Annotated in this window: 7 protein-coding genes; 2 read left to right on the top strand and 5 right to left on the bottom strand. The window is 29.7% G+C overall.

What is annotated here, in order from left to right; genetic code table 11:
- Positions 1–106 precede the first annotated feature (106 nt).
- Positions 107–3,907: a YobI family P-loop NTPase gene (locus IPZ78_RS06530; RefSeq protein WP_225552192.1), complete on the bottom strand. Its 3,801-nt coding sequence runs from the start codon at positions 3,905–3,907 to the stop codon at positions 107–109.
- Between the two features lie 509 nt (positions 3,908–4,416).
- On the bottom strand, positions 4,417–4,875 hold the full coding sequence (locus IPZ78_RS06525; RefSeq protein WP_225552191.1) for a hypothetical protein: 459 nt from the start codon (positions 4,873–4,875) through the stop codon (positions 4,417–4,419).
- A 775-nt stretch (positions 4,876–5,650) separates the two neighbouring features.
- Here IPZ78_RS06525 and IPZ78_RS06520 point away from each other — a divergent pair.
- The gene (locus tag IPZ78_RS06520) at positions 5,651–6,724 is read left to right on the top strand and encodes an AAA family ATPase (protein WP_225552190.1); all 1,074 of its coding nucleotides are present in this window, start codon (positions 5,651–5,653) and stop codon (positions 6,722–6,724) included.
- A gap of 1 nt (position 6,725) precedes the next feature.
- Positions 6,726–7,364, top strand: a complete 639-nt coding sequence (locus IPZ78_RS06515; protein ID WP_225552189.1) for a DUF4276 family protein — start codon at positions 6,726–6,728, stop codon at positions 7,362–7,364.
- A 114-nt stretch (positions 7,365–7,478) separates the two neighbouring features.
- On the opposite strand, the gene IPZ78_RS17350 is transcribed toward IPZ78_RS06515, so the two are convergent.
- The 3 genes from IPZ78_RS17350 to IPZ78_RS06500 form a co-directional block, all read right to left on the bottom strand.
- Complete coding sequence (locus tag IPZ78_RS17350; protein WP_225552241.1) at positions 7,479–7,673, bottom strand: JAB domain-containing protein; 195 nt, start codon at positions 7,671–7,673, stop codon at positions 7,479–7,481.
- 139 nt (positions 7,674–7,812) lie between these two features.
- Positions 7,813–12,624 carry an AAA domain-containing protein gene (locus IPZ78_RS06505; protein WP_225552188.1) on the bottom strand — a complete coding sequence of 1,604 codons (4,812 nt, stop codon included), beginning with the start codon at positions 12,622–12,624 and terminating at the stop codon, positions 7,813–7,815.
- A 167-nt stretch (positions 12,625–12,791) separates the two neighbouring features.
- Positions 12,792–13,025 (bottom strand): JAB domain-containing protein, encoded by a 234-nt coding sequence (locus tag IPZ78_RS06500; protein WP_225552187.1) that lies wholly within the window; start codon positions 13,023–13,025, stop codon positions 12,792–12,794.
- Positions 13,026–13,370 lie beyond the last annotated feature (345 nt).

Below are 13,370 nucleotides of genomic sequence, written 5' to 3'. Positions count from 1 at the left end.
TTGTCGAACATTATTGATGCTGATACTATATTCAGATGTGAGCGAATATGATGCCCCACTGTGATATATGAAGGTTCTTCTAAAATGGCTCCTATGTAAGGGAAAATTAAATTTGCTTATTATTTTTATTGCTATACATAATAAATCCATTTCGATCTTTATTTTCAATAGAAGAAGTGCTTATGTATCCTTCGGATTTCATTAGATTAAAAAAATCAATATATTTATTATGAGATTCTAATTTAATAGTCCCTTTTTGACGTACATTGAAAAATTTATAAATCTCATTGTCCTTGAAATTATTAATTATTTCTTCAAAGTTTGATTTAGAAATGCTTTTGTAATAATTTGCCAAAATTTGAGGAACTTTGGCTGAATACGGAAGCTTAATCAAGGAATTTGTAATCAAGTCTTTTTGAATTACTAAAGTATTTGCTTTAGTCAACCTATCCCTAACGGCTTCGAAAAATTCATCCTTATTCCAAATAGTCAAATTTTCTTTTATCTTTTCGTAGATAATATTAATGTCGTTTTCAGTATATGATACTGAGTTCAAAATGTTTGTAAAAACATCCTCATTTATCTCGAAATCACCTTGTAGTTTTATTAGTTCATCTTTATAAATGAACAAATACTGCATCCCTGAATTAAAACTAGATTCTACAATATTGTAGGTTTCATTATCGAATTTAAGATTTTGGGATTCAATCAATAATTTCACTTTATCGATCGTCAAACTATTTAAATGAATTTGGTTGCTATCGAAAGGTACCGTTTTGATTAAAAATTTAAATGAATCGAATGCTAAATCAGACTCGTCTAATATTTGGCCCCAAAAATCAGACTCAAACTTAGATCCTTTTGTATATGAAATAGATTTAAGAAACGCGATATTAGTTGACTCATTTAGCAATTCGACAATTTTGGTTACGTCTTTTTCAAATAGATCATAAATACTTATAAGATTATCCCAATTTAGTTCTATCCTTTTATTCTCGTGAAGATATTTTTTTAGTTCAGAATCATTAATTAGCGATAAAAGTTTTAATTTGATCTCTGAATTATCGACGATAAGATTTTTTAGATTGTATTCTAAACTCTTATTATTCAATAATTCAACAAAATATTCTTCATCCTCTGATTGTTTATTTTTCAGCTTAATGTAAATTGATTCGATATACTCACTAATATTAGATTCTATGTTCTGAATCAGTTTAATATCCCCGGATTTTTTGATTGTTGTGAAATTCTTTGATTTAAAATTCTTGCTATCGCCTCCAACGAAAATAATTATCAATAGAATGTTTTCTTTCGTTAATTTATATCTATTGTTATCGATTATATGTCTGAAAATACGAGCCGTTATATCTATTGGATCGTCTAATTGAATAAATTCAATTCCCAAAGTATCAATGGCTTTTGTAAGTCTTTCAAAATTTACACTAGAGGAATCGTCTACCTTAAACTTTAGAAAATCGGACATGTTTTCAATTAGCGACTTTAAATGCTTCCTGTCATCTGGGTTCGAATTAAGAAGCTCATCAAAACAATCAAGTCTCAAAATGAGTTTAATATAATCCTCAAAAATTTTATTATCAGATGGATTTTCCTCTAGCTGATGATGAAAAAAATTATTCGGATTCTTGAGAAGATCTCTTACCAAAGATTTTAATGGATTTTTCGGGTTATCAAAATATTGCAATAAAAATTTAGCTGTTAATTCCGATTTACTATTTAGAAGATTCAATATCCCCTCATATTGGGACTTGTACTCATCTTTATTTTCCACAATAAATGACACTAATTTGTTATTTAGTATTTGATCTGTTTTAAAATTGATTATTTCTAATCTTTGAACGATTTCCTCAAAGTTTTGTAGTTCATAATTGAAATTATTGCCTTTTCTTCCTCTTACATTTCTAATAAATACTTCTTCAAGTTTAGTAATTTTATCTGAATGGAAGTGCGAGATAAGCTCATTGAAGTTTTCGTTTATATATCCTTCAGAGACCAAACTACGCAATAAGTTATTAGTCGAAAAATCATTAAAATAGGATTCTACATTTGACGATGCTAAAAGTTCAGAAAGACTTTTAAGTTCAAGTTCACTTTTTTTTAACGCTAAAAAGTCAATCTCACGCTGAAGCACGATAATCATACCGTCAACCTTTTCTTTAATTAGTTCTTCCCGTTCCTTATAAGATTGCTTTGGGTTAATTTTGTCTTCAATAATTTTAAAATTATAATTCCGATTTGAAATACTTATACTAAAGAAAGAACGAAGGTCTGAATTATTTTGAATTCTATCAAAAACATCATCCTCAAGCATTTCTGATATCGCAATAGAGGGAATTATATACGGGTGAAAATAGTCTAGAATTGCGGTGACATATATTCTTCTTAATTCTCTGATATCAATATCTGGCTGATTTTTGAGTTTTTCAATCAAACTATTTTTATTGTTTATACTTTCATCAATTGAGACACTTTGTGAACAAATTAGTTGTTTTTTGCTAATGAGTATATCAAAAAGTTTTCCAGAATTATTATAAAGTAACTGAAAATCATCGGGCTCAAGATTTTTATATACGATTAACGAAAGAAGTTCCTCCTCTCTACCTTCTCGGTGTTCCTTATTCAATAATTCCCTATATATCATGAATTCATGAAAGATATTGATCAGCAAACGCATGTCAATATCATCAATAAATGTAGTAATGTTGGAAACAAAGCCTTTTTGAAAAACAACATTTTCATCATTCAATTTCTTAAATAATTTCTCCAGTTGGTCTTGCGCATTTGAGGAATTTATAAAAGGTATAATGGGTATTATATAATCGAAAAACTTAACTCGGTCTTTTTTATCTTTGAATACTCCATCTCCAATAGCATAAATGAATTTAATTTCTCCAGCAGCAACTAAGGAATCAATGTTATTTAAAATGATATTTATTTCCCTGAGTTTTGTAAAGATGTTAGTAGGCTCAAATCTATCGAGATCTTCGAATATTACAATTTTATATTGAGTTTTTTCGAAAAAATAGATAATTTCTTCTAGATGTTGATTAAAAACAGATTGATTTAATTTATCACCAAGTTCAATTTCACCAGCGATACTAACTCGTCTAATTTTAGAGTTCTTGAACAAATCAATAAATAAATTCACGCCATAACCAATGCCTGCTAAAAAAATCAAGAGTACTATGCAAGCCCAATAATTCAAGTCAGCAGAACATGACCAACTCTTTGGATTAGCATAATCAAAAAAATTATATTTGAAGACTAAAACTGCAGCCCAAATCCAAGCAATAATCAAAGAAGCAGTTGTATAAAGCCTTTCTGATTTTACATTTTCAATTCTTTTAAATCTGGAATTTGGCAATCGTTCTGGATCAACTTTATATATAATTTGCTGAAGTATACTGATTTCAATTAACTTTTCAAGATTTTTATCGATTTCTTCATTCCCAACTTCATTGTCTATTTTTTTGTGGGTGGTTAAACTAAATGATGCTAAGGATATGTTTAGAAATTTATAATTATTCTGATTTTGAAATTGGAAAGTTTTTAAAATAGTACTTTTTCCGGAACCATACCCCCCAGTAATAGCAATATTTCTAATATTTTTTGCTGAAACTGCGCTCTTTAATCTTTCTAAATAAGGTGTAGCCTCTTGTAATTCTGTTTCTGTTTTTAGAATTCTAGGAATTAATGCTCCTAACAAATCTTCGCTATCAAGGTTTAACTTTGGAGCAACGGTATTTTCAAAATTCCCGGGATTTGGATATTTTGAACCCTCAATACTAATCTCGTTGATTGGAATTTCATTTTGAATGCGATCGAATTGATTTAAAGATTGGGAAGGTAATTCAATCCTAGAATTCGAATGTTTTGATTTATTTATCATAGATTCTATGTTAACAAGTGGCGCTTCTAATTTAATTGAAAAAAGTGATTATTAGTAATATTCAAGAAAACTCTTTGCAATATTCTTTACTTATAAAATGTTTTTCTAAATAGGTGAAGCGTTGTTTAGGGACTAATTATGGCATTATGAAACAGTTTCAATAGAGCCAATTTACATCATCCCGAAAGTATTCGACGATAGTGTCATAGTTGAGCTGATTAAGTTTATTAACATAATATCCTAAACGTGTTAATAATTTCATTAAAAATACTTTACAACATTCTAATTCTAAAATATCCGACCGTTTAGTTAATAGTTTGAAACCTGCCACCTCGACAAAACCTACTGATTATCAGTGGATTTTTTTCATCTTCAGATAAAATTCGGGCAAATTATGGATGAATTGTGATTGTGTTAAGTAGAGACAGGTTTTATAATGATATTTAACACCTTGATTTTTTACAGTTTTTTTTTGCTGAAAGTTTTTTTTGTTTCGCAATTACTGTATACTAATCTTTTGCTAGTCTGAATCTTATTCCATTCTGTGTAATTCCTTCATACAATGTTTGATTAAACCTTGAAAATTCATCTAAAGTATTATAAAATTGATCTTTGTAAGTTTCTCCAGTCTGTGGTATTTCAATAATATGTTTGAAATCGTTCATCCAAAGGCTTAATGCTAGAATTGCTAAAACACATAAATTGCTTAATTTTTCTAATTCAAATCTCTCAATAATCACCCGTAAACGGTCATCCTGAAAAGGATGTTCATTTCCATTACTTAGACCCTCATAAAGAAAGAAAAAGGATAATGCCCCCATCAATATACCTATTTTTAAAAACGGCCCATTAATGCTATTAAAATGATTAGACATTATATCTATTGCGAATAAATCAACAAAATGTTCATCTACTTTTGACTCATCATTTGACGAAACATAGTTGTAGTGTCCACGCGACTGACACAAAACTTATGAAAAAAATAAAACGTAATATCGCTAAATATATAGAATTCTTCTTTAGAATATATTCTTGCTAATCATGTATTTCAGGGTTTGGTAATTAAAAAATAAATTTCGGCATTAAGGGTTTCATAAAGAGAGACCCGCATGAAATACTTTCTATAACTGTTAAACTATGGGGGGTATTAACTATACGTCTATTGATATATTCCTACTAATCTAGTTTCGTGGATCGCTTTTTCAAATAATACCAACAGTGAATAAAAAAGATTCCACAAATATTGATTAAAGTTTTAAAAAAGAACTATTTCCTGCTTTTGACTTTATTCTAAAATAGATTCCCTAACAATTATTCTTAGCATTACAATGTCTCCTATTGGTGTCCAAACTATATTATAGATACTTTTGACTAGTAGCGCGTTTGAAAATTCAAATTCATAAAGACCTCTAAAATAGGGGGTATTATTAAAAAACAGTTCGCCAAGATTTGAACAAAATACACGTATTGGAAGGAAACTTCTATCGTTTGATTTTCTAAGAGCATCAGCTATTGCTTTTTGATTTTCTCAATTCATGACTGGCTTTAATAGATTTTACTTTTTTGTCTACTTCCGGCTTCTGCTAATAGCTAAGACTTTTTGATTTTAAAATAAGAAGTATAGCGAGTTTTAGATGACAATAGACGAATTTTGATCTGTTTAGAATCCTTGTGCATTGCTTATTTCTATGTTTGAGAATTTAATGTAAGATATTTCGTTAATTTGTACTAAGTTTAAAGTATATGATATCGTTAGTTGCCGTCCAAGGATATAAGTCAATAAAAAATCAACAAATTGAATTAAAGCCTCTTAATGTTTTAATTGGTGGTAATGGTGTGGGTAAAAGTAACTTTATTTCTATATTTTCTTTAATTCGGAATCTATATGAAGGTAACCTACAAAATTACATAGTTCGAAAAGGGGGGGCAAATACGTTTCTACATTTAGGTGATAAAGTGACGCAAGAGGTAGTGATTGGAATTCAGTTTGATGAAATCAATAGGTTTTACTTTACGCTACAGAAAGGAGATTATTCATTATTTATTAAAGATGTCGGAACTTCTTTTAAAGCAAGTAACGGTTGGCATGAAGCGCATTTTGAAAAGAATGTTTTGGAAACTACTTTCAGATATTCAAAAAAAAGACAGGCTTTTTATGTAAATGACTTATTAAAGGAATTTGAAGTTTATCACTTTCACGATACAGGAGATACATCTCCAATAAAATCACAGTCCAATATCAATGATAATTTTTCTTTAAAAAGAGATGGAAGTAACTTGTCCTCATTCTTATATCTATTAAAGCAAATGCATAATAAGCATTTTTTGAGAATTGAAAGAACAGTACAATCTATAGCTCCTTTTTTTGAGAAATTTCAGTTGGAGCCTAATCGCTTGGATCCTAACACAATTCTGCTTGAATGGCAAGAAAAAGGTAATTATGATTCTTATTTTAATGCTCATAATCTATCGGACGGAACATTAAGATTTATTTGTTTGGCTACGTTATTATTACAACCTACCCCTCCTAAAACAATCATAATTGATGAACCTGAATTAGGATTACACCCAATAGCTATAAATAAGCTTTGTGGTTTATTTAGAAAGAAATCAGAAGAGGGAACACAAATTATAATTTCGACACAGTCAGTAACCCTGTTAAATAATTTTAATGCTGAAGACATAATTGTGGCGGATAGAAGTGAGTATGAAACTGTTTTTAAGAGACTTAATAATGAAGAGTTATCCAGATGGACTTCAGAGTATAGTTTAGGAGAAATTTGGGAAAAAAATATCTTTGGAGGGCAACCATTTTAAAATGAAAAGATTAGTAATTTTAGTAGAGGGCGACTCGGAATTAGTTTTTGTAAACAAATTCTTGAATCCTTTCCTTGTATCTAAAGGGCTTAACATTTCAATAAATGCGCAAAAGATTATTACAAATAATAAATTGCAACAAAAGGGAGGGAATATTTCCTATCAATATCTGAAAAATGATTTAACTCGAATTGAAAGCCAAGGGAATGTTGTAATCTCTACACTTTTAGATTTTTTTAGAATTCCTACTGATTTCCCTGGTCATACTTTAACTGACTGTGATCAGATTGAACTTGCTATGCATTCAGATTTTCATTCAAATCCAAATTATTTACCGTATATACAAAAGTATGAATTTGAAACTCTACTTTTTGCATCCATTGCTGGGTTTAAATTTTTATTAGACGATAATGGCAAAATTGATGCAATACAAAAAATTATAAATACTTACCCTAACCCTGAAGATATAAATGGTGGAGCAAATACCTCGCCCTCAAATAGATTAAAGAATATTTTTAAGTATGATAAAGTTAATGATTCAGAACTAATCTGCACCGAAGTTTCTATTGAAACAATGTGTTCAAGATGTCCTCGATTTAATAATTGGATCAATAGATTGTTATCTCATAATTATAATTAAAGATTAAAAACACTTAACATGAATCGAAATATAACAATTATTATAATGAGAAGAAACGTGAAATTTGGTTAGTTTATCGCTAATAAGTTTTCCGAATTTCCTTTAAATATGTGTTTATTTAATTTGTGGATATTTATAGTTTTCCTGTTCAATAATTTTATTTGTTAACAATCTATCTGCACTGCTAAGATTAAGTAAACAAAAAGGATGATTATGAGCTACAGCGTTTCTTGTAGGAATACATAATATAGCGTCGGATATAATCAACTTCAAATCAATCAAAACGGCATCTAATCCTACATCGGCTATTTTCCGATATATTAATATCTAATTTAGTATTAATATATAAAAGCATAGAACTTTCTCATATTTCTAATCCTTCCAAATCCAAATCATATGTAAAGTCTATCAAGATCCCTAATTAATTAGAATTTGTATCATTGTGTCATTAATCCACTATTTTAATAATTTCGACAAAGTTGTCAAGTTTTCCAACTTTTACTATATCACCAACTGAATGTCCAATTAGCGAAATGGCTAAAGGGGATTTTTCGTAAATCTTTTGAATACTGTTTGATGTAAGTTTATTATTTTGTGTAGTAACAATATGTATATTTAGGTCTTTTCCATTGTTCATATATTTTACTTGAACTTTGCTGTTTAATTTTACAACATTGTCAGCGAGTTTTTTTATTGGTACAGCCTGTTCAATTGCTTGAATGTATTCTAATTCAGTTTCAAAATCAAATAATGAATTTTCAGCAACATATTGCTCCAAAATTTCAATATCGTCCGTAAAAGCAAAGTTCGTTGTAGAATAATCTTTGATTTTTTCGTTTACAGTTGATTCTGTTTGTTTGATAAAATCAACAAGCCGTTTGCTTTCTCTGTTAGAGTTTCGCCACCAATTTGTACTCCAAATTCTATGAAACACAAAGCCGTGATTTTCTAAAATTTTCTGCCTGTGTCTATCGTATAAATACGCTTCACGGCTTGAATGATATTTTGCTCCGTCACATTCAATCGCAATTTTTGGAACTCCTATAATTTTAGGATCGTATACAATGTCTATTCTAAATCCCGCAAATTGTAATTGCGGAATTAGTTTTTCTGTTCCAAAATAGTCAACCAAACTTTGATATACTTCTTCTTCAAAAGGCGATTCTAACTCACCAAAATCTCTTGGATTTATACCTGCACTATTCGTAGTATTTTCAGCAAGTGTTGTAAGAACAGATAAACGTGAATCATTGTCTGCCTCACTTACTGCTTTGCAGTATGCCAAATAAGCATATAAAACTGCTCTTTTATTGTTTGAACCTTCTATAGTTAGATGTTCTTTGTAGTTCATAAAAACCGTTTCGGGTATTGATGAACAGCAATACACTTTATACTTAGCTCTTGTAACAATCACATTCAATAGTTTATAACCTTTTGAGTGGTTGATTGGTCCAAATCTTTGGGCAAATTTTCCGTCTTTACCTTTTCCGTAAGTCGTTGAGAGTATGATTACATCTCGTTCATCTCCCTGGATGTTCTCTAAATTTTTTACAAACATTCCGTTTTCTTCCAATTCCTGAATTTTAGCGTTGAAATCCGCATATTTTGAAAACTTTTGTCGTTCTAAAATCATGCTTTTTATCAGGTTGCGTTGTGCAATGTTGAATGTTGCAATTCCAATTGTTGGATATTCTCCATTTGGTAAACGGTTAATGTTCTTGTCAATGATAGACAAAACCATTTCCGCTTCCGCTGTGTTGGTGTGTTCAGAAAAAGTTCCATTTACTTGAATGTATTTTATCGGAACATAATCAAAATTGTTAGGCAAAGGTTTTAATCTTTGATTGTAAAAAGCGTAATTTGAAAAATCAATCAAAAATGGGTGTCGTGAACGGTAATGAAAATCTAAATGTTTCTTTTGAAAATTCAGCTCTGTACCAAAATCGAGAAGTGATTCACAAGACAATAAAATATCATCTTTATCAACTCTTATTACTTCTTCTTCTTCAATATCGTCTTCATCTTCAACTGAACCGTCAAACACTTTACTGAAATAATTGGACGGTGGCATTTGGTGCTCATCACCTGCAATAATTATTTGTTTACCTTTTAAAATTGCTGGCAAATTATCTTCTAATCGCAACTGACTTGCTTCATCAAACATCACAATGTCGAAGTAGCCGTTCATTCCTTTGAACAAATTACTTGCGACATCTGGAGAAGTCAGAATAATAGGGAAGAATGTAGAAAATAAATCAGCATCTTTTTGAACAATTTGCCTTAATGAAAGCCGTTTAAAATTTCTACTGCTTCTTTTGTTGTATAAATTTTCAACGGATAATCCGTAGTTGTTTTGAATAAATAATTGTGTTGCACCAATTTGTTTAGAATACCAAAACTGTTTGATGTATTTTAATTGTTCTTTCTCAATTCCGCTTAATGTTGCGTCAAGCTCTTTGTGTTCTTCATCATTTACAGGTAAGTCGCCACCACTTGCAGAAACACGTAGCAAGGAATCCAAATAGAAGATTAAAAACGGTTTACGCCAATTTGTTTTTGGCTTTAATTCCTTTACAATCGTTTTTTCGTTTTCCGATAAGCTATTATAGAACTGAAACCATTTGAACTCCGCTAAAAACAAATCTTGTTCAGAATTGAAATATTCATTCTTGACTTCAATGAATGTTTCTAACTGTGTCAAAAATGAATAAAAATCAGTTGTTTTCAATTGGGCTTTCAACCAATTATCTGAATTGAATTTGCTAACCAAACTATTAGACTTTTCTTGAAGTATAGGCAAACTTTTTATATCAATGTCGCTTGCATTGGCTTTCAGCAAACTGATTTTTTGAAACTCGTTTTGAGTTTTTGCTTCAAATTCATTTTGTATTTCTTCAATCTTGGGTTGTATTATTAGAAGAGTTGCTTTGTTATCTGAAAATGATTTATCAAAAGTGTAATGAAGTTTTATGTCCTTACTTTTGTTAAGTTCATTGGCAAGCGTTTGTAAAAGCTTTTCTATTTCAGCTAAATAATTGCTGAAATCAGTTTTTATAGATTGTAATAACGTATGTGTTTCAGTATTAGCATTACTTATTTCATTTTCTATTTTCTGAAAATGATTGTTTGAAACTTCTAAAATTGTATTGAGATTGAATCCAGAAAATTCTGTTTCAATTTTTGTATCAAAACTATTTTTAATTTCTGATAGACTACTTTTTACGTTTTTAAAAGTTGTATTATTGTTAGTTAATGAACCTTGAAAACTTTCTGATTTTATGTCTTTAGCATTAGACAAATGTTTTTCCAATTGTGAAAAACTGTTTTGAAGTGCAGAATGGTCGGTAATAGTCTGCTTTTTATTTTTTGAAAAAGTCGCTAATAATTTATAGATAAAGCTGTTTATCTTTTTTTCGTTTATTAAATCAGAATTGTTTATGTTCTCGTTGAAAATCTTTTCAATTTCTTTAGCAATAAGATTGAAATTTTCAATCTGTAAACAAAATTCATTTTGTCTGAATTTGCAGTATTTTTCTTTTGTAGTTGATATAAGAGAACTTAACTCATTTTCTTTTGCAAGTATTTGTTTAATAGCATTTTGAATATTGGTTATTTGCTTATCTAATTCTGCTTTGCGTAACGTTTTGTATTCATCTCTGTTTGTTTCAACAAGTTGTTTTATTTGTTGCAATTCACTTGTATAGAAATCAAAATCATCATTGATATTTTGTTCGATAATGTACGGATTATCGCCAACTAATTTAGTAGGATTGAAGAATGACTTTGATTCAATTGGTTTAAAATTTGTATAAAAAGTTTGTCCCTTTTGAACAAGATCAAGCAAAGTGTTTAATTCATGTGCAGAATAAGAAAAACCTGCTTTTTCAATGTTCAATTTATTGTTATCATCGTTGTTTCTCAATTCAGCCAACAAATTGCCAACTACATCAGTCCAAGATTTACTTCCAATTATTTTTTGGTCAAGTTTGTGATGTTTGCCATTAATGTTTGTGATTAAAGTTTTGGCTTTATTGATGATATTTTCCAAAGTGTCTTTGGAAGATTTGTAAGTGTATGATTTGTATTCCGAATTATCTACTCTGTCTCTCACAGAATCAACAACGGTTTTTCGGTCTTTTACAATATCCCGAATTAAAACACAATGATAATCCAAACCTTTTTCAATGAGTGCATTGTACAATACTTCAAGGGCTGTTCTTTTTTCACAAACGACAATCGTTTTTTTGTTGTTTTCAAGTGCATTGATTAAAACAGCTGTCAATGTCTGACTTTTTCCTGTTCCGGGAGGCCCTTGTATCAAAACATTTCTCGTTACTTCCAACGAATGAAGAATGCTTTGCTGAGAGGGGTCGGTTTCAACCGATGAAATCGGTTGAAATGTGTGTTCTTTTAAATCATCAAGCGAAATGTCAATTCCTTGTAACTCCATAAGGTTTCCGTAATCATTGATGATGTTTTGTTTTTGAACTTCAAAAATTGAAAATAGCCCGCCAAACTCAACAAACGAATTGGTAGAGTTTAAAGGCAGTTTCTCGTAATGTGCTTTATCTCCGATTGAAACTATTTTATCTAATTTCTCTCTGAAAATTTCCTCTAAATCATCAGGTGAACTGGTATTAACGATTTTGATAAGTTTAGTGCAAATATCAATGAGTTCGTTTATTTTAATTAGTCCGTCATCGAGCATTTCGCTTGGTATTTGTTCTATTTCAACATTTGAGTCACTTTGCAAATGGTTGATTAAAACTTCGTTTATGTAAATTGGATCGTCTTCGTTTCGCAAGATTTCCCAAGTATTAAATTCTTTTGTTCGTTTAATTTTTAAACTCCAAATCAAAACCGGTGCAACTGTCAGTTTGTTGTCGGCTTTATCCCGTCTCGCCAAAATCGGGAAACCAAATCCGAACGTATTTATCCCTTTTTCGGATTCAATCACTTCGGTTTGATTGATAAGATTTTCAAAGGCTTTGGTAATTCTCACTAACTGTGTTTGTTCTTCTTCAAAAAGTGAATTTAGGTCGGGGACATTTTCTTTCCAACTAATTCGAAATTTTAGCGGTTGTTCTGAAAGTAATGCCTTTATAAAATTGTTAGGTAGATCTTTGTCAATGTGAGAAAGCCTATTTAGATCAAACTTATATCTTGAATTTGCAGGAATAGCGTTTAAGTGAACGCCTCTGCGATTTCCAATTTTTAATCGTCTTTGTAGTTCTGCTAATAACTTTTCACTTAATATCATTTTAGATTAACTTATATGGTTTAAGAGATAATAAATTGCTATACTTGGCATTAATTTCATATAAAAATAGTAAAATATTAATTTAAAACTCTCCTTCATCTCTGAATGAATAATAACTAATCGAGGTAAGGACTAACTGCTCTAATAACTGTATATCTAGGACTTTTTCAAGCTTCGATATATTTATTCTTCAATGATTTAGCAATTCGTCTTGCGTTAATTAATAGTGCCGATGACATAATCAATCGCATATATCCAATTACAGCATATAATACACCATCTGCTATTTTTTTTCGGCAACCTATAACATCTAATTTTGTATTGAAATATAAAGTGTAAAAGTTTTCTTGAATTGCAAACTCTTCTAAATTCCAGATTATTCTAAATTTACAATCTATCAATTTAAAGTTGTTGCTACATTTAAAATCATCAAAAGATTATTAAATTAAAAATTTTCTAGACTAGATGCTTAAAGTCTTTTAGTAATTAAGAATGTTGCAAATCTCTAATCTCTCGTTGAATTTTTTGATATTACCAAAGATGACTTTTACATTTTCCTTGAGAAAAAAGTTCAGATCACTTTGAAACGCAAGAATACGATGAAAATCTATTATCTAATGCTGCGCATGATATAATTTATAAGAACCAATATGAAAAATTTACTGAATTGATATCGAGCAGAACTAGATTTAAGGATTAGAGTCAAAATTTATATAAGTCTGCACTAGAGAAGTATCTAATTTTAA

The sequence above is a fragment of the Sphingobacterium bovistauri genome (assembly GCF_020295405.1).
GTDB classification, from domain to species: Bacteria; Bacteroidota; Bacteroidia; order Sphingobacteriales; family Sphingobacteriaceae; genus Sphingobacterium; species Sphingobacterium bovistauri.
This window is presented reverse-complemented; position numbering and strand designations above follow the sequence as displayed.

Bases quoted from the DNA above. Each gene is read 5' to 3' on its own strand.
- IPZ78_RS06515 (WP_225552189.1), top strand. From the start codon at position 6,726: ATGAAAAGATTAGTAATTTTAGTAGAGGGCGACTCGGAATTAGTTTTT.
- IPZ78_RS06505 (WP_225552188.1), bottom strand. From the start codon at position 12,624: ATGATATTAAGTGAAAAGTTATTAGCAGAACTACAAAGACGATTAAAA.
- IPZ78_RS06520 (WP_225552190.1), top strand. From the start codon at position 5,651: ATGATATCGTTAGTTGCCGTCCAAGGATATAAGTCAATAAAAAATCAA.
- IPZ78_RS06530 (WP_225552192.1), bottom strand. From the start codon at position 3,907: ATGATAAATAAATCAAAACATTCGAATTCTAGGATTGAATTACCTTCC.